Genomic DNA, 25,512 nt, shown 5'->3' with positions numbered 1-25,512 from the left:
GCAATGCAATATCGGGCGAAGGTGCTCACCAAGGCGATGGCCGTCGACTTTGTCGAGGTCGAGGCGGGGAGCGAGCAAGAGGCGCGCCGCTTTGTCTCGTCCTCGGGCGTGCGCGTGCTTGACCTTCGTGCGGTACGTACCGGGCTCAAACGGCCGGCGGGCCAGAAGGCGTTCAATCTGACCGTGTTTAACCAGCAGTTGCATTCGCTGCTGGAGGCGGGGCAGACCGTGGTCGATGCCATCGCCATATTGGGTCGCAATGACAGACGCGGCCGGCATCGCGCCATCTATGACACTTTGTTGCAGAGCCTGGAACATGGGTATCAGTTGTCGGCGGCCATGGCGGCGCTGCCCTCCGTGTTTCCGCCCCTTTATGTCGCCATGGTCAGGGCGAGCGAAACCACCGGCACGGTGCGTGCGGCGATCCGCCGCTTCATGCTGTATCAGCGGCAAGTGGACGAGATTCGCGGCAAGCTCAAGGCGGCGGCCACGTACCCGGCCATCTTGCTTGGTGTTGGCTTCCTCGTGATTAGCTTTCTGTTGATGTACGTGCTGCCGCGTTTTAGCGCCGTGTATGACGACGCGGGGCAGACCCGTAACGGCACGGCCGGCTTTGTCCAGGCGTGGGGAGGTTTTGTGCGCAACAACGCCACGCTGGCATGGTCGGTGTTGTTGCTGGTGGCAGGTGCAGTGGCGCTAATGGTCGGCCATCCGGCACTGCGGGCCGTCATTTACCGCAAGGCGCTCACCATTCCCCTGCTCGGCGAGCGGATGCAAATCCTTCAGTTGGCGCGTTTGTATCGCACCATGGGCATGTTGCTGCGCAGCGGGGTAACCGTGCTGAACGCCATGCGTATGACGCAAGCGTCCATGCCGGCAGCCATGCATGCCGACTTGACCGCCGCCGCATTGGCCGTGAGCGAAGGCAAGGCGATGTCGCTGGTGATGAGCGAATGTAATTTGAGTACCGAGGTGGCGCAACGGTTGCTGGTGGCGGGGGAGTCCTCCGGCAACTTGGAGGAGATGATGGAGCGCATCGCCGATTTTTACGACGAGGAAACGGCGACGTGGATCGACACGGCCGGTCGCTTCATCGAACCCGCGCTGATGCTTGGGATAGGGGTGATCGTGGGGGCCATCGTGCTGATGCTCTACAGCCCGATCTTTGACCTGGCAAATATTGTTTGAACGGCGATTTATGTTGAACTTAAAGATGATCAATGAGGTCATGGGTACGGCGTCACCGCCCATGACCTGGCTATGCGCGCTGGCCGAGAGGCAGGCGCAGCCCCGCACCATCGTGCTGGCCGCGGTGGCGGAATCGCTGGCCATGCCGATGCTCGATGAGCAGGGCGCGCGGAACATGGCGCCAGCGTTTGAACGCGTCAGCTATGGTGCCATGGTGGCCCGCCTGCTCATCGTTGGCACGGACGATGTAGGGCGCTTGGTCGCAATCGTAGGTTTGCCGCTGGATGCGCAAGTCGGTGCCTGGCTGGCCCAGTTTGCGCCGCATGAGATCTATTTGGGCGACCCGTTGCAGATACAAGCCACCCTCGATGCCCACGAAGCCACGTTCAGCGCCGTGGCCGATGCCGTTGGGGTGGAACCCGTCAGCGAACTGGCGCGTGATGCCAGCGCTGATCTGACATTGAGCTCGATCCAGGGTGAGGCGAGCCCTGCGGTGCGGCTGATCAACTCCACCGTGTTTGACGCGCTGCGCTTCGAGGCGAGCGACATCCACCTGGAGTCCTTGCCGCAAGGCCTGGTGATCAAGTTCCGCATTGACGGTGTGTTGAATCGGATCGCTTCCGTTAGCAACCTAGCGCTGGCGGAGCAGGCGATTGCCCGCATCAAGGTGCTGGCCGAGCTCGATATCGGCGAGAAACGCATTCCCCAGGACGGACGTTTTCGCGTCTCGGCCAAGGGGCGGGACATCGATATCCGCGTCTCGATCATGCCCAGCATCTATGGCGAAGACGCGGTGTTGCGCGTGCTCGACAAGAAGACGCTGACAGATAGCGTGCAGCGACTGACGCTCGATTCACTCGGTTTCGACAGTCGAACCATCCAGCTGTTGCGCCGTCTGGCGTCCGAACCGTATGGCATGATGCTCGTCACCGGCCCCACTGGCAGCGGCAAGACCACCACTTTGTACGCGGCGCTCACGGAGATCAATCATGGCGAGGACAAGTTCATCACCATTGAGGACCCGGTCGAGTACCAGCTGCCGGGGGTGCTGCAGATTCCCGTCAATGAGAAGAAGGGCTTGACGTTTGCTGTGGGACTGCGCTCCATCCTGCGGCATGACCCCGATAAAATCCTGGTGGGTGAGATTCGCGATGCCGAGACGGCGCAGATCGCTGTGCAATCGGCATTGACGGGGCATATGGTATTTACCTCCGTCCACGCCAACAACACCTTTGATGTGATCGGCCGCTTCATGCACATGGGGGTCGATCCGTACAACTTCGTTTCGTCGCTGACCGGCGTGGTGGCGCAGCGGTTGCTGCGGCAAAACTGCCCGCATTGCAATGAGCCGGTCGAAGTCGATGCCCGGCTGCTGGAGGAGTCTGGTATTCACGATCCGGCAGGCTATCGCTTTCACGCCGGACGCGGTTGCGCTCAATGTCGCAATACAGGCTACAAAGGCCGGCGCGCGGTGGCGGAAGTGTTGCGGCTGACGGATGAAATTCGGGAAATGATCATCGCGCGCGCCTCGATCCGGGCATTGAAAGAACAGGCAAGGAAAGAGGGAACGCGCTTCCTGCGCGATGTCGCGCTGGAACTGGTGCGTGAGGGACATACGACTTTGCAAGAGGTGAACCGTGTTACGTTTGTGGCCTGAAACGATCGTCGCCGGGCTGTTTCCAGGCGCTTGCTGGTTGCAGCATGGCCGCCATCGCGTGGATTTTCCCGCCGACGGCCGGTCGTGGACCGGTGCGGATGATCTGTTGCGCGCGCTCGATGCGATGCTGGGCGATTTCGCCAAGAGCGCCGGCAAGCATGCCAGACTACGGATACTGGTGTCAGACAGCGTGGCTGCGCTGGCGGCGTTGCCGTGGCAGGAACAATTGTCGTCAACGGCCGAGTTGAATGCATACGCGCTGGCTTGTTTTGAGCATCAAGGGCAGCCTCTTGACGAGGGGTGGATCATGCAGGCGACATTCCGGCGCTTTCGTGGTGCTGGTCTGGCCTATGCATTGCCGCGGCCGTGGATGGAGCAGTTGCTGGAGATTGCCGCACTGCGCAGCGTACGGCTGGACGGCATCCTGCCGATGTCGGCGGCCGCATACTGGCGTCGGCGTCGGGCTGATCCACGCGTGCCAACTGTGCTGCTATTGTTGGAAATGCAGCGCATCACGGCGCTGATTTATGACCGTGGGCAACTGCTGACGAACGATGTGCAGCCGGTCACCGGCGACGCCAAGAGCAGTATGGCGCGCCTGTTGCGCCGCGTTAGCGCCAGCCACGACGTCATCGGCCGTGCCGAGTGGTGGTCTGCCCGCTCGGCGGACATGGAGTTCGTCCCGGCCGTGTTTGAGCAGTGCCTGCCAAATGTCAATGTGCTCGCGCTCGATGAGAAGGAATGGTGCTGACGCATGGATCAACTGTCTGCATATTTAAAGCCTCGCAATCGCCATGCGCGTTCGATGATGGGCATGAGCGTGGTGACGCTTGGGACGAGTCTGTGGTTGGCCTGGCAGGCCCATGGACTGTACATCGAGGCGGCGGCAACCGACGAGCGAGCGCAGCGGTTGCGTCTCTTGGCAGCGGCTACGCCGGTGGCGGCAGCGCCCACCCGCGCCGAGCAAGAAGAGCAGAAGCGCTGGGCGGCATTGCAGACCGAGCGCGCGCTTTCCTGGACGCCGTTGTTTCTTGCTTTGGAAAGTATCGGCAATCCGGATATTGAACTGTTGGAGCTGCACCCCGATAAGGTAAGCGGGCAGGTGCTGTTGCGGGGCGAGGCAAGGAATGAAGAGGCGTTGACTGACTTTTTGGAAGCGATGTCGGCGCAGAGTATGTTTGTTCGCGCCCATTTGACGCATAGAAAGGCCAAAAAGCGGGGTGAGTTGGTGACTATCGCATTCGAGGCAAAGGCTATGTTGAGCCCATCCGTACATGGCAAGGCGCCATAAATCGAAGAAACGTTCAATTTTATTCAAGTAATATTTTCAATTTGGCAATTAAGTGTTATCATTTTATGAATCTTTCTGCTTGGAAAAGTAGAAAATATCACAAAATATGACCTTCCTGCCCATGACCACGAACCATATCCGCAAGGACTCTCCCCGAACCATATTCGCCGCCGGTTGGATGACACTGTTGTGGCGCCTGGCTTTGACCTTCTTGCTCGGTGGCGCGGCATATCCTGCGCTCGCGACCATTTATGGGGCCATGGATTTTATATCGCTGACACCGCCCGCGGGCGGGATGGCGCCGGCGGGCGGCACGTTGGCTGTGGAATTTCCGGTACAAGTCAAGGCGAATCGCGAGGGGGAAGCCGTGAAGACGGTCAGCCTGATGGAGCAGGGCGTTGCCACGCCGTTGAGCTCCCGAGATTTTACGATTCAATGGGACCAGTATCACGAAAATCCCGTTAATGCAGTTCGCAACCCGACCATGGCCGCCAATCTGTCGATCGGCCGGCATGAACTCTATATCAGGGCGATCGACGCGGATGGCGGTAGCGGCGACTCACCCCACTATATTGTTGTTGTGACCGGACCTGGCAACGGAGCGCAATTGGTACGCCAGTCGTCGCCGCCCGCGAATATGACGGCGGGACAGAGCTACACCGTCTCGGTGACCATGAAGAATACGGGCGGTACCACCTGGACGGCGCAGGGGAGCAAACCGTATTCGCTCGGTTCGGTTGGTGACAATGGCGCTTGGGGCATGGGCCGGGTTGGCCTGGGCGGTAATACGGTCGCGCCTGGACAGGAATATACCTTCAGTTTCACCATCACGGCGCCGGCGCGGGCGGGAACCTATAACTATCGTTGGCAAATGGTGCAGGATGGCGAAGCATGGTTTGGCGATATGAGCACCGCGCCGACGTCGGTCGACGTCAGCGCACCCGTGCCAGTCAATGGCGCGCAATTTGTGCGTCAGTCCGCGCCGCCGACAACTATGGCGACCGGGCAATCCTACAACGTTGCGGTCACGATGAGAAATACCGGCACCACCACTTGGACGGCGCAGGGGAGCAACCCCTATTCGCTCGGTTCGGTTGATGAGAATGGCGCTTGGCGCATAACCCGCGTTGGACTCGGCAGTAATACGGTCGCCCCCGGACAGGAATATACTTTCAAATTCGCCATCACGGCGCCGGCTCAGGCGGGCACTTACAAGTATCAATGGCAGATGGTGCAGGAATTGATTGCATGGTTTGGCGATAAGTCCCCCGCACCCACGTCAATCACGGTCAACACCCCCGTACTTCCCCCGCCCACTGTGACCATCGTCTCGCCGGCGAATGATGCGCGGTTTTTGCTCAGTTCCGGCAACTCCTACGCACTGCCGATCACAGTCCAGGTGGCCGGTAACGGCGGCGCGACCATACGTACGCAGGAAGTGTTGGACGGCGGCACACCAATTCCCGCGACCTTCAATGGCGCCAGCGGCATGGTGCAACTGGCGCCCGGCCAGCACTCGCTGCAGTTGCGCGTGACCGACAGCAACGGTAGTAGTGCGACTAGTTCGCCGGCGGTCAAGGTGAGCATCGATGTTCCCCCGCCAGGGGTGACTTTGACGACGCCCGCCACCAACGTTACGGTCGTCTCCACCGGCACTACGGCCCAGGTGGCGGTGGCCGGTAGCGCGACGTCGGTTGGCGGCGTTGTTATCAGCCGTATCGATTTGCTCGACAACGATGGTGTGATCGACAGCGTGAATGGGGGCACATACAGCCAGACCAGGTCGCTGTCGGCAGGTGTGCATAAGCTTGCGTTGGTGGCGACCGCTGGCGGCCAGACCAAGCGCAGTAACGAGGTTCGCGTCGAGGTCGTGCCGGGCGCAATGGGCGATGGCGCGAAATTCATTTCGCAGACCGCGCCTTCCGTGATGCGGGCAGGGCAGCCGTACACGGTGACGGTGGTGATGTTGAACAATGGCACCACGACCTGGACGCCCGGCGGCGCCAACCCATACCGGCTGGGTGCGCAAGGGCCGCAGGACAACCGTAACTTCCGCAACCTGGGCCGCGTGAATCTTGCGGGACCGGTCGCGCCCGGCCAGCAGGCCACCTTCACATTCCCCGTCTCTGCACCGCTCAAAGCGGGCGCCTACACTTTGCAGTGGCAAATGGTGGTCGAGCGGCTGCATTGGTTTGGCGATCTGGTGACGCCACCTCAGACTATACAGGTCATGACCGGGGCGGGCCCGGGGGCAAAACTCTCGGTCACGCCGTCGAACGTGCGTGCCAGCATTGCGGCGCCGGCCCAACTGACGTTTAGTGGCAACGGCGCCGAAATCGGCCGCACTATCACGCAACTGCAACTGTTCGAGGATAACGACACCACTGGCGATTTTTCGCCCGTTCCGCTGACGACCCAGCCCGGCTCTGGTAGCAGCGTCGATTTCCATTACACGCTGGCGCGCCCGCCCGGCGTTTATTGGTACCGCTTGCGCGCTATCGATGACCAGGGTATTGCGACCGACTCGGCGCCCGTGGTCGTCAACGTGACGGACGGCACGCTGTTGGGTGCGGTCAGCGGTGTGCGCATCGATGCTAACAACAAGCCGCAACTGGTGGGATGGGGGTGTCAGAGTGGTGTCAGCCAGGCGCTGTCGTACCAGGTTCTATTGGACGGCCCGACGCCGGGCACCGGCGGCGTGTTGCTGATTTCTGGCACGGCGGGATTGGCAACTGAACCCGACAATGCCGCTGTGCAGGCGCAGTGCGGCACGCCCGGCAGCGCGCACCACTTCAATGTCGACCTGAGCGCATACACGGCACAGTACAGCGGCCGCACGCTGTTTGTGATGGCCACGGCACCGAACGGCACCACCAAGGCGACGTTGCCATGCGGCGACAATACCTGCACCATGCCGGGGAGTTTGCGCATTGCCATGACAACCCCGACCAATGGCGTCCAGATCAGCAGCTCCACCTTGTTCATGCGGGCGCAAGTGTCGGGCGGCTCTGGACCGTTCGATGAGGTGGCTTTTGGCGTGGATGACGCCTGGACCAATGGTAATCCGGACGGTGCCGTTAATGCCTACTCCACCAGCAAGTCCGGATTGCTCGCCCGCGCGGCCCCGTACGTGGTGCAGGCAAGGGTACGCCAGGGAAATGTGACATTGTATTCCCCGCCCAACCTGGTTACCGTCCTCGCGGCCTCTCCCACAACCATATCACTGAGCAGTCCGGCCGATGGCACGACCGTGTCGGTCGGCGGCCAAGTCAACCTGTCGGCCACCGCGGGCGGCGACGTGGCCAAACTGGCCAGCGTAAAGTTCTATGCTAACGGCCAGTTAATAGGCGATGGCGTTGCCAACGGCAACAGTTGGACCGCCGTCTGGCGCAACGTGCAGGCCGGTTCCTACGTCGTGCTTGCCAGGGCGTACGACGGCAGCGGCGTACAGTTGGCGCAGTCTGGTAATGTCACGGTCAGCGTCAGTACGGGTTCGACAGGTTCCTCGGACACACCTATCGCCGTGGTGTTGCAAGGAGATCAGCCGCCCTTGGGCAACACGGCCGGCACCTTGCCTGGTAGTTTAGGCGTCAGTGCCACCGGTGCCGCCACCTACAGCATTGAGCTGGTCGTTCCTCCAGGAACGGCGGGTATACAACCCAAGTTGGCGCTGAACTATAACGGTGATGCGGTGAACGGACCGCTGGGTCTGGGTTGGAGTCTGGAAGGGTTCTCCAGCATCCATCGCTGCGGTAAGACCATGGCGCAGGATGGCGTCAACGATCGCATCGCATTTGATAATGCCGACCGCCTGTGCCTTGACGGCCAGCGCCTGGTTCTGGTGAACTTGCCCGTCAACGACGATAACTACTGGTCTCCATCCGCAGAATATCGCACCGAAATCGATAGTTTCAGCCGCATCACGACGCAGGTCGGGACCAATGGCAAGCGCAGCTTCACTCTGGAAGCGAAGGATGGGCGCGTGCTGACCTTCGGCAGCACCTCGTCCAGTTATGTCAAGGCGATCGTCGGTCATGTCAACAGCGGCACGGTCGCCGCGCAGCCGTCCGCGAAAAATGGCGCGCTGTCCTGGGCGCTGGACCGCGTCGTCGACCGGTTCGGCAATTTCGTTAACTATAGCTATGCCCAAGACGAAGTCACTGGCGAGCATCTGCCCAAGTCCATCACCTATGGCGGCGCGGGCTTGCCGGCGCATGCGGCGGTGGTATTCACTTTCACAGGCAGGGACGATGCGTGGACGCGCTATGTCGATGAGGCGCGCAATGACCTGCGTCACCGCCTGAGCGACATCTACACCTACGTGGGCGACAACTTGGACGCGAATGCGGCAGCGAGCGGGACCGTTGTTCGACACTACGCGCTCTCGTACGAAAAGAGTCCAACGAGTGGACGCAGCCTGCTGAACGCCGTGCAGGTGAGCGCGCGCAATCCGCAGAGCAACGTGATGGAGCCGTTGCCGGCCACGACGTTTGCTTGGGGCAAACCCGATCCGAGTAAGCACGCTGGTTTCGAGAGCAAGGGCATCTGGGCTGGTGCCCCGCTCCTGACCAAGCATGATTCCTCGGTCGGGAATTATGCGGATTATTTCACGTTTGCCGATTTTGAAAATCACGGCTATACCGATGTATTGGAAAAACGTGTTGCGCCCGAGCGGCCTGCCGCCGATGCGCCGCCGACGGATCCACAATCGAATAATCAGACAGGACTGCCACCCGGTACGATGCGCTCGACGTACAACTACTATCACAACACGGGTAGCGGTTTTAGTCATTACACCTATCAGCTCAACACGGGCGAAAACTTCGTCGTGCTGGACGTCGGCGATTTCGATGGCGACGGCGCGCCCGACTTGCTGGTCGAAACAGGCGGCGCCGCGAAAATGTGCCTTTCGCCCCTGGGCAGGAGTGGAGCGCTCGGTGCGCCCGGCAGCGTCATTACCTTCGTTTGCCAAAGCTGGACGGCCACAGGCGCCAACGAGACTAAGAAAACCCCGTTCGTTGTCGATGTCAACGGCGACGGCCGCTCGGCGCACTACGGCCCGATTCTGCCAGGAGGCTCGGCATTGTTATGCAGCGCCTCCGGGTGCGTGACCGATACGAATCCACCGCCCACGCTCATGGGCGCGCGCGAGGAGTACATGAATTGGCGCTTCGCCTATAACTATGCAGCTTTCACGACCATGGTCGATTTTGCCGGCATGGGCAAGACCTACGATGTGCGCGCGACTAGCCCGAAATACACGGACAAGGAGGAGGGAAACCCGGTCCATATTTGGGACAATCTGGTACCTACCCTGACCGTCACCGGCTTCCCGAAGCCGGGAACGGCACGTAGCCCCAAGGACTTCCAGAATTACCGCTATCCCGCGTTTGCCCAGTTGCCAGGTAACGGCCAAAGTCTGGCCCAGTATTCCTTCGATTTACCATCCAGCGGCGGCAATTCGGCCGACTTCAATGGTTCCGGTTACAGCGGCTTGATCTTCGGTTATTTTGACACCAGTCGCGATCCCCACTGGACCACTGCCGCCGGCATCAATCCGACAGATCTGACGCTGTGCCTGTCGACGGGCCGGGCACTGGACTGCGCGGTGCGCAAGAAATACAGCGGCAGCCAGTATGTCAGGCCGCACGCGGTGGGTAACTTCGTTGGCGATGGGCAAGCCACGGTACTGGTGGAGTCCCTGGTTATCCAATCGCCGATATTCTCGCCCACGGGGAACGGAAGGGCCAGGATGTGCAGCATCATGGGGGATGATACGACCCAGGGCCAGGGCACGAACGACGCCAACATGAACTGTGTTGACTGGAGCGGCGTGACGCTGCCGACCATGGCCGCGCCCGGCACGCTCGATAACGAGTATTTCATGGATCTGTTGGGCACCGGACGGCCGCAATTGGTCTATTACCATGCGGGTAAATTCGTCGGCGGAACCTGGCAGGAAGATGGTCGTTGGGAAGTGTTCGCGCCTATCGATGTCGCCTATGACAAGCAGGCGCTGGACCGTATCGTCAGCGTGACCAATGGCCTTGGTTCGACCTCGGCGGTCGAGTACGTCGACGGTTTGCCAAGCGGTGTCGTTAGCCAGAGCGGTCATGCCGGTTTCAGCTATCCGCTGCACGCAGTCGGGAGCACGGGCAAGGTCGTCAGCCGGCTGCGGGCCGGTAATGGCGTCAGCTCCGAGCGCACCGTACGCTACCGTTACCTTGACGCGGTCGCGGACCTGTCCGGCCGAGGCACGCACGGCTACGCCCAGATTGAATCCACTGACGAACAAACGGGCATCGTCACCACCGATCATTACAGACTGGATTGGCCATACAGCGGCATGCTGTCGTCGAGCACGGTGGTCAGTGGCGAAGGGGGGGGGTTGTCGGACACGCAGAACCGCCTGGGCAGCAAGCGCATCAGCCAGGCCAACGGCGTCAGCACGGACTTCCCCTCGATACTGGGCAGCACCGTGGTGCGCAAGGATCTCGACGGCAGTGACCTGGGCAGCGTGACGACAGCGGGCGCGACTGGCACCGACATCCAGTACGACGACTGGGGCAACCTGTTGAACAGCAAGACGACTTCGGTCGGTTCGCTGGTCAACCCCGGCGCTTCCTTCGTGAACCAGATCGTCAACAGCTACTACCCGGCCGACACTTCGCGCTGGCTGGTCGGCCAGTTGCAGCGCAGCGTGGTGGCGGCCGACCAAAGCGTGGCCGGCGGCGCGCTCAGCCGCACCAAGAGTTATACCCACGATCCGGAGAAGGGCTATTTGCTATCGGAAGTGGTGGAGCCGGACGACCCCAAGCTTGCCGTCACCACCCGCTTCGAACGCAATGGCTTTGGCCTGGTCAAGAGCCGGGTGATCAGCTGGATGGACCCGGCGTCGAATACAACCATGAGCCGGACCGAGCGGACCGACTACGAGCCCAAGGGCCGCTACCCGGCAAGCCTGAATAACGCGCTGAACCAGCAGGAGCAGCGCAGCTATGACGCCGGCAGCGGCGCGCAGACGGGGCAGGCCGACGTGAACCAGTTGTGGACGCGCTGGACGGTGGACGGCTACGGCCGCGTGCTGACCGAGACGCGCCCCGACCAGAACCAGACGCGCCTGTACCGCAACGCCTGCGCCTGCGGCGGCCCGGCCGGCACCGTGACGACCAGCGTGAGCGAGCACTACAACGGCGCCCAGCGCGCGGCGGTGCCCACCATCAGCTACAGCGACAGCGCCGGCCACGTGCTGCGCACGAAGAGCTACGGTTTCGATGGCCGCGCCATCGTGGCCGACCGGCGTTACGATGGGTTGGGACGATTGTGGGAGGCCGATCAGTCGCACTACGCGACCGACACGGCCTACCTGGCGCAGCGGCTGGGCTACGACGCGCTGGGCCGGGTGACCAAAGCCGAGCGCCCGGACGAGGGCGGCGCCACGGTGAGCGACCTGACTGAATACCATGGCCTGAGGACGGTGCGCAGCAACGCCCGGCGTCAGCAGCGCACGGAGCTGCGCGATGTGCTGGGCCGCACCGAGCGGGTGCTGGACGCGCTGCAGCATACGAGCGGTTTCAGCTACGACCCGTTCGGCAACCTGGTCAGTGCGAGTGATCCGAACCACAACGTCGTGCGCATGCGCTACGACCTGCTGGGCCGCAAGACCGAACTGAACGATCCGGACCTGGGGCAGATCCGTTACGACGTCGACCCGTTGGGCCAGACGTGGCGTCAGAGCAGCCCCGAGCAGCGCAAGGTAGGCCAGGTGGTGACTTTCGAGTACGACGCACTGGGCCGCATGACGGCGCGGCTGGAACCGAGCTTGAGCAGCCACTGGATCTACGACACGGCCGCACACGGTGTGGGCCGCCTGGCCGAAGCGTATGCCGGCACGGCGCAGGACAAGCGCTACCAGCGCCTGCACGAATACGACGAGCTGGGCCGCGCGCAGGCCACGCGCGAGAAACGTAGCGACGCCGACTACGTCAGTACGCTGGCTTACGATGCGTGGGGCCGTCTGGTGAGTCGCGGCGACCAGCGCGGCACCGACCCGGCCAGCCTCAAGCGTTACGGCTTGCGCTACAACGGCTATGGCTACCTGGCCCGGCTGGAACGGGGCGCGCTGGTGCTGTGGCAGGCCGACGCGCAAGACGCGGCGGGGCGCATCACGCAGGCCACGCTGGGTAACGGCCTGGTGCAGATGCGCGACTATTCGCCCTACACGGGCTGGCTGCGCAACAGCTTGCTCAAGACGGCGGCGCTGCTGCCACGGCTGGTGGAAGGCTACCAGTACGATGCGCTGGGCAACGTGTCGACCCGCACGCAGGCATGGAACAGCGTTCGTTTCGAGGAGAACTTCAAGTACGACGACCTGAACCGCCTGCACAGCAGCCAGTTGGTGAGCAAGGGACAGGCCGAGCAGATCTATGGCTACGACGACGCGGGCAACCTAACCGGCAAGCCCGGCGTGGGCGCCTACGATTACGGCCCCCAGGGCGAGGGCGCGGTGCGTCCGCACGCGCTGCACAGCCTGGGTGGGCAGCCGTTCGCGTACGACGACAACGGCAACCTGAAGCAGGGTGGTGGCCGGGGCATCAGCTGGACCAGCTTCGACATGCCCGACACCATCACCAAGGGCGCGTTCAGCAGCGCCTTCACCTACGGGCCGGAGCACCAGCGCACGCGCCAGGTCCGGCGCGACGCGAGGGGCCAGAGCACGGTGACGTACGCCGGCGCGCAGGAAGCGGAACAGGCGGCGGACGGCATGCTGGCGGTGAAGACCTACTGGCCGCTCGGCGTGGGCGTGGAGATCGACCGTACGGGCGCGGCCACGGAGTTGGACTGGACCCACGCCGACCGTCTGGGCAGCGTGGTGGCGATCACGGGGCCTAGTGGCGAGCTCAAGGAAATGCTGGCCTACGACTCCTGGGGCAAGCGCCGCACGCCTGATGGCGGCTCCAGCGACGACAACGTGGACGGGGTGCTCGACAACAAGGGCTACACGGGCCACGAGATGCTCGACCAGCTCGATCTGGTGCACATGAATGGGCGGGTGTATGATCCGGCCACGGCACGGTTCCTGTCGGGCGATCCAATAGTGAAAGATCCTGTTAACGGGCAAGACTTCAATCGCTATAGTTATGTGGTCAATAATCCGACTAACCTGACCGATCCGACAGGCTTTGAGCGGCAGACACCGAGGGATGTGCTAGCCGCGCAGATAAGAGCGGCAGATGGCTTTGTAACGGTCTATAGTATCGCTAACGCCACTTCTACTGGCGGTGGAACGACTTCTACTTTTGATGTTGACGAGTCTACGGTCGGGAACCCAAGTCGTGGTCAGCAATCCAAGCAGGGCGGGGCGAATTGGTCGGCAAACAATGATACGAAGTATACGTTCACCACTACGCAGACGACCGATCCAGTTTTTGGTACCCCGATAGTAACGTCGAATGCTCATAAGGTTACGAATTACGCTGATCAGGCGATGGGTGACTTCGTTAATCTCAACCTCGCTGAGCGTGGCGCTAGGGGATTGGGAGCTAGCGAACGGCAAGCATTTTGGATCGGTCTCGGCGTAAATATGATCGGGAATCCGAAGCAGGCATTTACAAGTGTTGCTAGGAAAACTGCTGGACAGTTGGGGCGAGAGGGCGAAGCGGCTGTTCGAGCCTTGTATAACATCGGTGAGAAGGAGGCAATTCTCATCAATGGGCGTACGCGAATTCCAGATGGCCTGACACAAGAGGCACTAAGTGAAGTGAAAAACGTGCAGAGCCTAAGCGCGACTTCACAGCTACGCGATTACTTGCAATATGCTGAATCTAATGGCCTGCGCTTTGATTTATATACTCGGCCGGATACTAAGCTTTCTGGTCCGTTGCAGCAGCTCATTATGGACGGACGAATTAACTTGATACCTGTTATTCCGAAATAATTATGAAACGACAACCTTCAATGACGGCCGCTGAGTTGGCGGCAAGATTGCAAGCATCCCCTGTATTTGCAGAGCGAAAGCAAATTCAGGAGCAAGAGCGCACGGATCGATTGGCTCGCATGCGGATCGAGGAAGAGCCTATTTTAAAAGAATTACGAGGTATCGGCTGGGACCTCAAATCTGTTTGGGATTTGGTAAATACTTCTGAACCTTACCCCGAAGCGATTCCTATTTTGTTACACCACCTGCAATTGCCATACTCTGATCTTATAAAAGAGGGCATTGCACGGTCTTTGGCGGTGCCTGAGCAGGCAGTGCAAGAGGCATGGCCGATCTTACTGGGCGAGTACCGTAAGGCTCCAACGGGGATGGGTATGAAAGTTTTTGGAGACGCCAAAGAGTTCCGCTTGGCAGCAAAGGATGGCTTGGCATGTGCACTTGCGGTCACAGTCACTGACGAAACATTGCCTGAACTAGTTGCTCTCGCAAAGGATCGCATACACGGCGAAAGTCGCGTACTTCTGTTATCTGCATTAAAGAAACGTAAAAACAGAAATCCGGTAGTGCGACTTTTAATTGATGAGTTGGCGAAAGACCCAGATCTTCAGAAAGAAATTAGCTCTTGGGGCAGTCGGTAGTGATAACGCCTAATATACTGCCCCGGACATCGGCCGCGATAGGCCAAAGCTCGCATTAGGCATGCCTTTATACACAACTCGGCTTCAGTCGTAGGTGCCCCGTCCGTTTGTCCGCAAGCGATCTTTAAGCCGTTGGCGACTAGATTTTTATTTCAAAATGCCCCGCTGGATTGATTTGCAATCAATCCAGCGGGATTTTTCTTGTGCTGAGTTGCTATTTTCCGTCTGAATTCGTCCAAGTTTGCACCGACTCCCCAACTGGGACGTGCGTTTTCCCGGACATTAGTCCGTCGCAATGGGCACGGCGTCGCTGGCCAGCAATTACCAGCGTAAATGCACCCCCTCCAGCAAGCCATCCCAGGCATGAAACCGCCGCACCGACTTGGGCGCACGCACGTATGGATCCCGGCCATGCCAGGCTTCCTTTGGCGTCCACCCGTTCAGATGCTGATGGGGCCGCACGGCGTTGTACCAGAAGCGGAATTCCGCCAGCGCCCGCTCCAGCGCGTGGAAATCGGGCACGGCGAATTGATCGAGTTTCTCCTTCAGCGTGCCGAACAGGCGTTCTACCCGGCCGTTCTGCCACGGACAACCTGGCTGGGACGGCTGGTGCCGGATGCCCAGCCAGCGTAGTCCAAATCGAAATAGCCGGGAAGTGAACACGGCGTCATTATCGGTGCGGATGGTGCCCGGTGTGCCGAAGGTTTCCACCGTCAGCAACAACGCTTTCAATGTCGCCACCGCCGTACGCTGGCGCAACGGACGTAGCGCCAGCGCCAGCCGGCTGCCATGGTCGATGATGCCAATAACGGGATAAACCGTATTCGTCGTATCGGTCTTTCCTGTGTAGTCGAGACCCCAGGTCGCGTTGCTCCGAACTGGCGGCGGCACCCTGCGCTTGTAACGCCGCCGTAAGTCGGCGATCTCATAGCGATGGGCGCACACGACTTGCGCCACCCATGTCTTGCCCACCGTGACCTCGCGTTCAACGGCATACATGCGATTGAACGTGTGGGCGAGCTTATGGCAACTGAAGCCAGTCAGTGCCTTCAGTCGAATGATTTCCCGCCTGACCCATGCCGGCTTGCGGCGGCTCCGCCCGGCGACCGGGCGAGCGATGATCCGCCGGCCTGCACGCCGGCGAGGACGAGGAAGGAGTAGCGTCCGCAAGGCGAGCAGCAGCAAAATCAGGCATATCGTCACGATCGGCGTGGTATGTAAAGCCGCGCAGTATAGCGAATGGGGACAACCTGAGCCGGCAAGACGGGCAGGCGCCTGGCGATGGCGCATCGTTCGCCACCGGCGCCCACGTCTGGTTCCTGGCGCCGAACAGACTGCCAGCGTCTGCCAGACCATTCTGTGCGCCTCGCTGGCGCATTTAGCGGTCAATGGTAGGCCGCGCGGCGCATATAGCTTCAGACTCGTCGTAGAGCTTGCGCTAAAATAGGCGCTACGAAACCCACCGCTACGCACTCTGAAGAGACGACACCCATGCGACCGTCCACTGCACTAGAACTGCACCGGCTTGCCGTGCGCGAAGCTGCAAGTCGCTTCCGCACCGAGAATCCCCGTATTTTCGGGTCGGTGCTCCAAGGCACGGACAGGGACGGCAGCGACCTGGACTTGCTGGTGGATGCTCTGCCAGGTGTGACGTTGTTCGATCTTGGCGGCCTGCAGGACGAGCTGGAAGCCTTGCTTGGCATCCCTGTTGATTTGCTCACACCAGCGGATCTGCCACCGAGGTTGCGGGCCAGCGTGCTCGCTGAGGCCTTGCCGGTATGAATGAGAGCCGGCTTCCCGATTACCTCGAACATATGCAGCAGGCCGCGGCCGATGCGTGCAGCTTTGTGGAGGGGATGGAAAAAGACGTCTTCTTAAAGGATAAGCGCACCCAACAAGCTGTCATCATGAGTGTCATCATCCTCGGCGAAGCTGCCACGAAGGTGATGGATGGCTACGCTGAATTTTCAAAGGCACATCCAGAAGTGCAGTGGCGTGGCATGCGAGGAATGCGTAACCGTATTGCCCATGGCTATTTTGACATCAATCTCGAGGTGGTTTGGGATACCGTGCAGATGGCACTTCCTGCTTTGTTAACGTTACTGCCAGCTCTACGTCAGGATGCTGACCATGACGCTGGAAATACTGGCGGAACGGAGCCAGGTTGACTGGTTCAAGCGGTGATTTGGGCGGTTATTTTGTAAGTGCTTGATTTTAAATGGCATAAGCGGCCTGCAAAGCCGTCTAGGTCGGTTCGATTCCGATCCTCGCCTCCAGAACATCAAGGGTTTGCTGCCGTAATCGGCAAATCGTATCAAGAAAAATCGCCGCTTAGCCGGCGATTTTTCGTTTCTGCGTTGATATTGTTCAGTGGTGGGGAGGCGTTTCGGTGGGTACTGATTCATCTTTGGCGATGATTCGGATCACTGTTCGTTTGCTCTGTAAGCGTCTGCTCAACCTTCCGATTACCCATATCTTTCTGAAACTAGATTGAATCCAGGCTGCATATCGGCCAGCCGGCGCATGCCCCGCCACATGATGGTATTGCCGGGAGCTGGGTCGCTGGAGCGCGCGAGGTAGGCCCCGAGCTGCGCGATCTTCTCCAGATAACGCGACAACGGCAGCGCTGATCGCGATCTCTTGGTGTCCTTGATCATACGGTTAAGCATCGCTATTTCCGCAACCGTCAGCGCTAATTCTGGCTTGGCATCTGGGCAGGAGCGGTTCAAGCAACAGCCGGAACCGTTTTTTGAGCCGCTCGTCGCGAAAAACGCAGGCAGAATTCTCTTTGTCCATCCATGTCTGCCCATCTTCCAAAACCGGCAGATGACGGGTGCAGGAAACGCAGGGCGTCCCCCGGCTTGTCATCTGATCGTGATCAAATTCCTCATTCGGAAAAGTTAACAGAACTGCCGAAAGTATACAAGCGAATTGTGGGTAATCGGAAGGTTGGAGGGACGCTTACAATCCTTTAGTTAAGGTGTTCCCGTCGGGATGCCACTTAGACCGTAGGACCAATTTTGGACGTGCAGTATCGTGCAGTCTGCCACGCTCCGGCAGTTGACTTACGTAGCAGGAACAGCTCCTGGTAGGCCGCTGGCATGACGACGCTGGTCGCCTTGTTGGTTTCAGTGCCCTCGGTGGCGCTCCGGACGAAGGCCCAGTCGGCGCTGATTTGCACAACCTCCTTTATTTCATAGGTCATATCGAAGCCAACTGTTGCGAAGACGCCAGGATAAACCATGGCGAGCTCGTCCTTGCCCACTGCCGCGGGCATCCCGGGCGCCATCAGCACACCGTCATCAGCGTATGTTGCTAACACGGCGGCAACGTCGGCGCGATTGAACGCGGTCAAGTAGGCGACCGCATTCGCTTTAATCGCGGCCAGTTCTTCATTAAATACTTTGCTCATTATTATTCCTCCAAATGTCTTACGTTGAGGTCAAGCGACTTGTCGCGAGGCTACGGTAAGCCCGGCTGATCACTATTCCAGCTGTCGCTGGCGGCGTTCACCGGGCTGGATTTCTACACGGTCTGGATAGTGCGGGATATCAGGTCAGAGCGCCGCCTTTCCTGCACGGTTGCCTTGACCTGCTCGCCTTTGCGCAGCAAGGCTTGCACGAGGGGGCGGCCGACGTTTCCGGTGGCGCCGAGAACGAGAATTTTTTTGGACATTGGAAGAGCTCCTTTGGTGGTAACTAAATGAAACTTAGTATGTAATTGTAATCAGTGATAAAATCAGGCACAAGAAGGCACTATTTCCTTATCAAGTTTCGTTGCGGTAACCACCCTTGAGGCTTACGCCCTGAATATGCCCCCCTCCTACAACGTCTATGAAGATCGATGCCCCGCCCGGCAAGTGCTGGATCGCTTGGCTGACAAGTGGGCGCTGCTTATCCTTGCCCGGATCCAGAATGAGCCAGTGCGCTTCAACCAGTTGCGCCGGGACATCAAGGGAATCTCACAGAAAGTCTTGTCACAGACCTTGAAGAAGCTTGAGCGCGATGGTCTGTTGTCGCGCAGTGTCTATGCAACCGTCCCCGTCACCGTGGAGTACGTGCTGACAGATCTCGGTCAATCTTTGGTTCAGACGGTCAACACCTTCGCGCATTGGGCTGAACAGCACATGGATGCGGTGCTGCTCTCGCAAGCCAAATACGACGCGTGTGCCGTTTCAAATACAGCTACCGCATTGAACAACTCAATCTGACAATTGCAGTCTACAGACCGGGGCAACCGTCAGATCAGGTCGCGTTTGCTACAAAATTTGCACTCCAGCAGCCTAGCAAGACCTCCCCAACGCGTCACCCGTCGAAGCTCAACGCCGTTCTTTGGAGGTCAAGCCCAACGCCAAACGGCGTGCATCTTCGCCCCTTTCTTTCACGAGGGCGTAGTGCAAGTGTAATTGCTTGCCAGCTTAGCCGCGGTTACGTCGTTTGCCGGTCCCGTATAGCGAGGGAATTGGGGATACTGGCACAATGGCCGCGTGAAAGCGGCACTGCCGTCGACACCGATTTTGGAGGCTGTCGGTTGGCCAGGATCAGTTCCTTGCGTAACCCATTTGTCCAGCGCAGCGACCAGGTTCACCGAGTCGGCTCCTGGGCCGCCAGTGCAATGATTGACACCGGGTGCCTGGTAGTAGCGCACAAATTTGTCGAGCGCCGACTGCCCACCCACTGCCGTCTTCACGCCTTCGTAATACGCCGTCGTTGCCCGGTGGCTCAGAGCCATGTCGTTTGTCCCATGCCAGAGGATCAATTTTCCGCCGTTGCTCATGAACGGTCGCAGGTCGGCACTTGTCGCACTATTGAGTGCCGCCAGTGTGAACAACCCTTGCTGGTTCGAGTCCCAATCGTAGGCAAGTGAATTTGCGTTGGCGCCCCGCGCCAGATAGTATTTGACGGTGGTGTCCTGGAGCAGGAACTGCGTTGAATCGCTGCCGTTCCCGGTGCTGCCCGTGAGCCAAGTGTTCCAGGCTCCTCCGAGCGGCCCCACCTGTTCATCCTCATTTCCGCTCAGCGCCCATCCTTGGTATTGGTATGCGCCGTTGCCGAAACTCACGGGTGTGGTCCAGGTATTGACGACTGCCAATTGAGCATCCGACAGGCAGGTGTCGCCAGTATCCTGTCCGGCCGCGCAGCGCAACACACTCGGATCGAAATTGCAGGCCGACTGATTCGACACAAGCCCATCCGCGATGCCATCCTTCGCGTCGCATGCGTCGCGTACCGCCTTGGCGAGCAGCGCGACCTTCGCACTTGTGAAGGCAGCGCCCGGGGCGGCGATGGCCTTGGCATTGCGGTTGAATGCCCCCATAAATCCCGGCCAGTCGTATGCCGGTGCCCGCGCGATGATCCCGTCGAAAAGGGACGGCTCACGTTGTGCGGCCATTAATGCCTCTCGGCCGCCATTCGAACAGCCTTCGAAATACGATCGTTCCGGGATTTTGCCAAACGTGGCCTGCAGTATCTGCTTCGCCGTGGCCGTCACCGTTGGTACGGAACCCGGCCCGAACAAATATGCGAGATTCGGATCCAAAGCGAACGAGGCATCGAAAGGCGAGCCGATGTGTCCGCCGTTGCTCTGTACGACCGCATACCCTCCTGCAAGAACACCGGGGCTAAATACGAAGCCCGAAATAACCCCGTCGTACCCACCTCCACCAGAGTACAAGAGTTTTCCGTTCCAGTTGTTGGGAATGTCCAGTTCCAGAACAAGTGCAGGTGCAATGGTGGCGCTCACCTTGCAGTACGTCGGACTGGCAGCGGTAGCATCAACCATCGTTGCAGCGTCGACCGATGCTCCGCCTATCGTTTTCCCTTTGAGCGTCTCGCACGCTTGCTGGGCCGTCACGGTAGGCGTCTGTGCAAGGGCCGACGATTGTGTCGCGGAGTGGTCGCGGCCGCCGCAGCCAGCTAGCACGAGAGCGGTAAACGTGGCGAGCGCGGCAGCCGCGTGGGGATGGGTAGTGAGAGTGTACATTGTCGTCTCCTAATGTAATTTTTATGCCGGACCGAGGACATGCCGGCTGTATTTATAAGCGAATTGATACGGGCTCCGGCCTATTTTGTTGGCGCCAGCCTAGTCGTGTCTTTCGTGCTTCCGTTCTGAATGTGCGCATGAAACCGCGCGCATCAGTTTAGGAATTTAATTTCCCCGGTAAATTCAAGTACTTCCAGGGGATCCATAAATTCCCGTACGTTCTAAATTTCTCGGTCTCATACCAAGAAACTAATATGGCAGAAATTATCCTATTTCTTTCCATCATCCATTTGGCCGAAGGTCTCCGCCTCTACCGCCACGCGATCGTCTTCCGCTGTCATCATATTTGGAATCCAGAGAAATTCCGATAGCTCACCGAGAAAGTAATTTATCAGTTCCGTAAAACCAATCTTATCCTTGGCGCCCGCGTAGCGGAACCGCCGGGCTTCTCCCACCAGCGTCCAGACGACATCGCCGCCCAGCACGTCCAGCGCTTTATCAATATCAGTCAGTGTGAATTTCACAAAAAAATTCATGGTGATTTTTTTCTTCAATGCTCATCTGTTATCTTTCAAAAAGTTAGCGATTTTAAGAGTGACGGCCAGGACTTGTCATGGCCGCTTGTGCGATCCATGACTGGACTGATCTTATTAAGTCTTGGCGATGTTTGAAGGCCTTCAGAAATTTAGTATAGATGAAAGGTATGGACGACTTTGTGCTCCCAATAACAGTCTTCCAAAACTTTCGATGTTGCGGCCCAACATGGATGGCTTGGCCCGCGGTGGCCGCGCCGCCCAACGGATACCGCGAACGTGTTATTCCTCCATCAAGGTCCGGCGGCGCTCTTGTGAATCGGGATCGGCATTCGTATGTCGAGACTTTGCGGGGATAGCTGAGCCGGCCTTGGTGCAGGACCTTGTCAACGATGTGTCATGGGGGAGGGGACGCCCAGTGGCGATGCCGGGGCGCCAGCGCCATCAGGCAGACGATTGGCCGCGGAGGCAATACGGTACAGGCAGACGTCGAACTTAATAATTAATCCGGCTCATCAAAAGCTTCCAGGCCTGCACGGTCCAGTATGGTAATTTTTCCATACTCATGGGTGATCAGGCCCAACTTCGTGAGTTTCGTTACCACGCGGTTTGTAAATGGCCGTGAAAGACCGCAAAGTAGAGCTAGTTCTGTTTGATTCAGGCTTAAATTCTGAGGCCCGTCCGTGGCGAGATCTTGGGTCAGCATGCCAAGGATGCGGGCAACTTTTACGTCGGGGTTAATCAGCCGATCAATTTGCATTGAAACGATGAAATGCGCTAGGCGTCGGTTCATGCGTTCGATTAGAAAGTGACAAAAATCAATATTGGTATTATATAAATCGACAAAAACTGAGCGTGGAACACATACTATTTTTGAATCGCGTAATGCAATGATATCATAGGGACGAACGCCGCCTTTTAGCACGGAACCCTCTCCGATCCAATCGTCCGCAGCAACGGCGACATATGAAGTCACTTTGCCACTTTTTGAAGTAACTGAGACTTTTACGAATCCGGAAACCACTCCGTACCACATGTCGGCTCTACTTCCAAATTGGCAGATATAACTTCCCGCTTCAACTACCTTGGTAAATGAGGACTTTAACAAGATGTCCCGTTCGTTTTCGGATAGTCTGGAAAAGAACCACTGGCGACTGAAAAAATCAGAAATGATGTCCATATGATTGCACCTTTTGATTAAGCAGCATATTTTTGACTAAGTCCTGCTGAAATACGGCAGGGCCGGCGCGCATCCGTTGAATTGCCGCGGACAACCAGATTGCCCAGACAGGTCAATTCTTTTTCAAATCTGCGCCGGCACGAAGAGTGACCGCCACGTGGTACAGTGGACGCCGGACCAGCTCAGGTTATTTTTTTCGACGGCTTCGGACGACGGCTTAACGGCCAGGCAAAAGGCGACCGTCAGCAGGGCATCAGGGGGGCGGTACAGATTGCAGACCAGCTCAGCTTTGTTTGGACAGTAATTTGCCCGGCCTTTCGAAGCATCAGCTCTTATGCGCGAGCAATCGGTATTCCCCAGGCGATGCCCCAGCCCACCTTTTGAAAGCGCGATGAAAGGCGCTGGATTCGGCGAAGCCCAGTTCGGCCGCTATGTCCGCTACGCTTCTGGTGGTATGGCATAGGTAGTCGATCGCCATGTCCCTGCGCAATTGATCCTTGATGGTCTGAAATGATTGCCCTTCCTGTTCCAGGCGGCGGCGCAATGTGGAAGGGGTTTTGCCGAGCGATTTGGCGACTGCCTCGAATTCCGGCCATTCGAAGCTGGGCGCCGATCGCAGTTGCCTGCGGATCTGTGCCGCCAGGCTGTTGACATTCTTATACTTGAGCACGATGTTGGCCGGCGCATTGCGCACAAATTCCCTGGCGGTACGCTCATTCTGAATCACCGGCAGACCGAGGTGGGCGCGATCGAAGCACAGCGAAGTCACGGCTTCATTAAAGCGTAACTGGCTGGAATACATGAACTGATATTCCGCACTGCGCGACGGCTCAGGATAGGCAAAGGCGGCCGCCAGGATCGGGATGCGCCGTCCGATCAACCAACAGGCCAGCCCATGCTGCAGCATCAACAGGGTCTCATGACCAAACACGCGTGGCACCGGCGCGCCGGGCACTTCCCGGATGGTCAATAGCGCCTGTGGGCCCTTGATCTCCAGAGCGCACTGAAAGTCGTCGAGTATCAGATTGAAGAACTTCGCCATGCGGGACAACGCATCGTGCAATGTCGCGCAGTCGGTCAGGATATGGCTAAGCATAGCGAAGCTGCCGACCTTCATGCGCCGCGCATCCTGGCCAAACAGTTCATCGTCCAGCACCCTCGCCACGCTCAGCCACAACGCGCTGAAGCTGTTGGGGGTCACACGACCCAGCGGTGCTAGCAGGACGGCTGGCGAAATGCCGGCCTCCGCCAGCAAGGGCGCCACGTCTATGCCGCGCGCCAATACCGGCGCCAGCGCGGAATTGACGAAGTAAATCGAAACACTGCCTTTTTGCATTTGGGCCATCCATGTACAACATAAGACGGGACACACGACGCGGCATGGTGCCGCTTAAGTGCCCCGATCATAGCGCATACGGTTGGCAATCGTATGGCCAAATCGCTCACGATGAATGACGATTTCGGGCATCGCCGGCAAGACCCCGCCTCCCTATACTTCGCAAACAGCAGCAAGCAAGCCATGCCTTGACCAGGCGGGACTGCCCCATGGGAGGGGACTTGATCATAGTCCACCAAGAACACCCGGCCCTGGCATATCTATGCCGTCGGCGGCGTAAGGTGACCTTACCCCGCATACCGCGTTCGCCTCCGCTGATATCCGTTTTGAAAACGACGATACGGGCAATGTACCCATCGCGTTTATCACAGAAACACATCACAACAATGGAGACGACAATGCAATATTCCGAACTACGCCGGCTGGCCGATACATCAAGGTTCAACCGGTTTCACGCGGCGGTGCTCTTTTGGGGGGCCTTGATCCTGGTCCTGGACGGTTACGACCTGGCGATAGTCGGTGCCGCCCTGCCATCGATCATGAAGGACATGGGCGTGGACGCCAACAGTGCCGGACTCATGGCAAGTTCGGCCCTGGTCGGCATGATGCTGGGAGCGATCACCTTCGGCACCCTGGCCGACCGGGTCGGACGCCGTCTGCTGATCTCGGTTTGCGTTGGTCTATTCAGCGCATGCACTGCGGCCGCCGGCCTGACGAGCGATCCGTACTCGTTCAGCGCCATGCGGTTTCTGGCCGGCCTGGGGATAGGTGGCGTGTTGCCTATCATGACGGCGCACATGGCGGAGTTCGCGCCTGCCAGGTTACGCACGCGCCTAGTGACGCTGGTGTTCGCGGGCTATTCCATCGGCGGCATACTGGTCGCGCTGATGGCCAAGCAAGTCATTGCCGCCTATGGCTGGCAATCGATTTTCTACACGGCCCTGGTGCCGATGTTTCTGATCCCGTTCATTCTGCTGACGGTGCCCGAATCGCTGCCGTTCCTGATCAAGCGCCAGCGGTTCGCTGAACTGCGCAAGACCGTCGGCATGTTCGCTCCCGATTTCACCATTCCCGACAATGCGCGCTTTCTTCCTCCGGAGGAAGCGACAAGTGGGAACCGCCCGGTAGCCGCCCTGTTTCAACACGGTAGAGGGCTGAGCACGGTCATGATCTGGACCGCGTTCTTCATGGGTTTGTTTATGGTGTATGCGCTCAGTTCATGGCTGACGAAACTGATGGCCATGGCCGGATACAGCCTGGGATCGGCACTCAATTTTGTGCTGGTGTTCAATATCGGTGCAATGGTCGGCGCCATCGGCGGCGGCTATCTCGGCGACAAGTTCAATATCAAGTACGTGCTGGTGTCGTTCTACGCGCTGGGGGCGGTGGCCTTGACCTTGATGGGGTACACGAAATCGACGGAGCTGCTGTTCATCGTCGTGTTCGTTGTGGGCGCTTCCACGCTCGGCACGCAGTTGCTCGCCTATGCCTTCGCCGGTGAATTCTATCCGCTAGCGATCCGTTCGACCGGCGTGGGATTCGCATCGGGTATCGGCCGGATCGGCGGCGTTGTCGCTCCCGTGCTGATTGGCTGGCTAGTGTCGCTGAAGCTGCCGCTGGAACAGAATTTCTTCGCCATCGGCATCGCCGGTGCCGTCGGTACGGTCGCCGTTATGTTGATCAATCATTCGCGCAGTGCCGCGATGCAGGCACGCAACGTCACGACACCGCTGGCACCAGCCACCGCGCGGGTGCGCGTGGCAGGTTGAC

Annotated in this window: 19 protein-coding genes and 1 tRNA gene; 11 read left to right on the top strand and 9 right to left on the bottom strand. The window is 59.1% G+C overall.

All coding sequences use genetic code 11. From position 1 onward, the window contains the following. Positions 1-3 precede the first annotated feature (3 nt). The 6 genes from H3H39_RS23260 to H3H39_RS23235 all read left to right on the top strand — a co-directional run bounded on the left by H3H39_RS23260 (position 4) and on the right by H3H39_RS23235 (position 14,711). Complete coding sequence (locus H3H39_RS23260; protein ID WP_182156766.1) at positions 4-1,188, top strand: type II secretion system F family protein; 1,185 nt, start codon at positions 4-6, stop codon at positions 1,186-1,188. A gap of 10 nt (positions 1,189-1,198) precedes the next feature. Further along, positions 1,199-2,845: a GspE/PulE family protein gene (locus H3H39_RS23255; protein WP_182156765.1), complete on the top strand. Its 1,647-nt coding sequence runs from the start codon at positions 1,199-1,201 to the stop codon at positions 2,843-2,845. Continuing rightward, positions 2,826-3,596 (top strand): hypothetical protein, encoded by a 771-nt coding sequence (locus H3H39_RS23250; RefSeq protein WP_182156764.1) that lies wholly within the window; start codon positions 2,826-2,828, stop codon positions 3,594-3,596. The genes H3H39_RS23255 and H3H39_RS23250 overlap by 20 nt, the downstream gene beginning before the upstream one ends. A 3-nt stretch (positions 3,597-3,599) precedes the next feature. Continuing rightward, a complete protein-coding gene (locus H3H39_RS23245) occupies positions 3,600-4,136 on the top strand; it encodes a PilN family protein (protein WP_182156763.1) in 537 nt (178 codons plus the stop codon). 106 nt (positions 4,137-4,242) lie between these two features. Next, positions 4,243-14,073, top strand: coding sequence for an NBR1-Ig-like domain-containing protein (locus H3H39_RS23240; RefSeq protein WP_182156762.1), 9,831 nt, complete (start codon positions 4,243-4,245; stop codon positions 14,071-14,073). A 2-nt stretch (positions 14,074-14,075) separates the two neighbouring features. Then, complete coding sequence (locus H3H39_RS23235; RefSeq protein WP_182156761.1) at positions 14,076-14,711, top strand: hypothetical protein; 636 nt, start codon at positions 14,076-14,078, stop codon at positions 14,709-14,711. Between the two features lie 321 nt (positions 14,712-15,032). On the opposite strand, the gene H3H39_RS23230 is transcribed toward H3H39_RS23235, so the two are convergent. Then, entirely contained in the window at positions 15,033-16,001 is a 969-nt protein-coding gene (locus tag H3H39_RS23230) for an integrase core domain-containing protein (RefSeq protein ID WP_182156760.1), read from the bottom strand. Positions 16,002-16,202: 201 nt separating this feature from the next. Here H3H39_RS23230 and H3H39_RS23225 point away from each other — a divergent pair, with 201 nt between their 5' ends. The 3 genes from H3H39_RS23225 to H3H39_RS23215 all read left to right on the top strand — a co-directional run bounded on the left by H3H39_RS23225 (position 16,203) and on the right by H3H39_RS23215 (position 16,987). Beyond that, entirely contained in the window at positions 16,203-16,493 is a 291-nt protein-coding gene (locus H3H39_RS23225) for a nucleotidyltransferase family protein (RefSeq protein ID WP_182156759.1), read from the top strand. Continuing rightward, positions 16,490-16,879, top strand: a complete 390-nt coding sequence (locus H3H39_RS23220) for a HepT-like ribonuclease domain-containing protein (RefSeq protein ID WP_182156758.1) — start codon at positions 16,490-16,492, stop codon at positions 16,877-16,879. The genes H3H39_RS23225 and H3H39_RS23220 overlap by 4 nt, the downstream gene beginning before the upstream one ends. 20 nt (positions 16,880-16,899) lie before the next feature. After that, positions 16,900-16,987 (top strand) — tRNA-Ser (locus tag H3H39_RS23215). A gap of 189 nt (positions 16,988-17,176) precedes the next feature. Here the strand turns inward: H3H39_RS23215 and H3H39_RS23210 are convergent. From H3H39_RS23210 to H3H39_RS27675, 4 genes are all read right to left on the bottom strand, one after another. After that, positions 17,177-17,380, bottom strand: coding sequence for a hypothetical protein (locus H3H39_RS23210; protein ID WP_182156757.1), 204 nt, complete (start codon positions 17,378-17,380; stop codon positions 17,177-17,179). Then, positions 17,373-17,507 carry a hypothetical protein gene (locus H3H39_RS28550; RefSeq protein WP_375540453.1) on the bottom strand — a complete coding sequence of 45 codons (135 nt, stop codon included), beginning with the start codon at positions 17,505-17,507 and terminating at the stop codon, positions 17,373-17,375. The genes H3H39_RS23210 and H3H39_RS28550 overlap by 8 nt, the downstream gene beginning before the upstream one ends. 205 nt (positions 17,508-17,712) lie before the next feature. Further along, positions 17,713-18,123: a YybH family protein gene (locus tag H3H39_RS23205; RefSeq protein ID WP_182156756.1), complete on the bottom strand. Its 411-nt coding sequence runs from the start codon at positions 18,121-18,123 to the stop codon at positions 17,713-17,715. A 113-nt stretch (positions 18,124-18,236) separates the two neighbouring features. Then, the gene (locus H3H39_RS27675; protein ID WP_220461643.1) at positions 18,237-18,386 is read right to left on the bottom strand and encodes an NmrA family NAD(P)-binding protein; all 150 of its coding nucleotides are present in this window, start codon (positions 18,384-18,386) and stop codon (positions 18,237-18,239) included. Positions 18,387-18,522: 136 nt separating this feature from the next. Here H3H39_RS27675 and H3H39_RS23195 point away from each other — a divergent pair, with 136 nt between their 5' ends. Then, entirely contained in the window at positions 18,523-18,921 is a 399-nt protein-coding gene (locus tag H3H39_RS23195; protein WP_182156755.1) for a winged helix-turn-helix transcriptional regulator, read from the top strand. Between the two features lie 170 nt (positions 18,922-19,091). Here H3H39_RS23195 and H3H39_RS23190 read toward each other — a convergent pair whose 3' ends face one another. The 4 genes from H3H39_RS23190 to H3H39_RS23175 form a co-directional block, all read right to left on the bottom strand. After that, the gene (locus H3H39_RS23190; RefSeq protein WP_182156754.1) at positions 19,092-20,693 is read right to left on the bottom strand and encodes a tannase/feruloyl esterase family alpha/beta hydrolase; all 1,602 of its coding nucleotides are present in this window, start codon (positions 20,691-20,693) and stop codon (positions 19,092-19,094) included. Positions 20,694-20,962: 269 nt separating this feature from the next. After that, on the bottom strand, positions 20,963-21,247 hold the full coding sequence (locus H3H39_RS23185) for a nuclear transport factor 2-like protein (RefSeq protein WP_182156753.1): 285 nt from the start codon (positions 21,245-21,247) through the stop codon (positions 20,963-20,965). Between the two features lie 481 nt (positions 21,248-21,728). Beyond that, on the bottom strand, positions 21,729-22,406 hold the full coding sequence (locus H3H39_RS23180) for a Crp/Fnr family transcriptional regulator (protein WP_182156752.1): 678 nt from the start codon (positions 22,404-22,406) through the stop codon (positions 21,729-21,731). A 325-nt stretch (positions 22,407-22,731) separates the two neighbouring features. Then, complete coding sequence (locus H3H39_RS23175; protein ID WP_182156751.1) at positions 22,732-23,742, bottom strand: AraC family transcriptional regulator; 1,011 nt, start codon at positions 23,740-23,742, stop codon at positions 22,732-22,734. 398 nt (positions 23,743-24,140) lie between these two features. Between H3H39_RS23175 and H3H39_RS23170 the strand changes: the two genes are divergently transcribed. Beyond that, entirely contained in the window at positions 24,141-25,511 is a 1,371-nt protein-coding gene (locus tag H3H39_RS23170) for an MFS transporter (RefSeq protein ID WP_182156750.1), read from the top strand. Position 25,512 lies beyond the last annotated feature (1 nt).

The organism is Rugamonas apoptosis (assembly GCF_014042355.1).
GTDB classification, from domain to species: Bacteria; Pseudomonadota; Gammaproteobacteria; order Burkholderiales; family Burkholderiaceae_D; genus Rugamonas; species Rugamonas apoptosis.
This window is presented reverse-complemented; position numbering and strand designations above follow the sequence as displayed.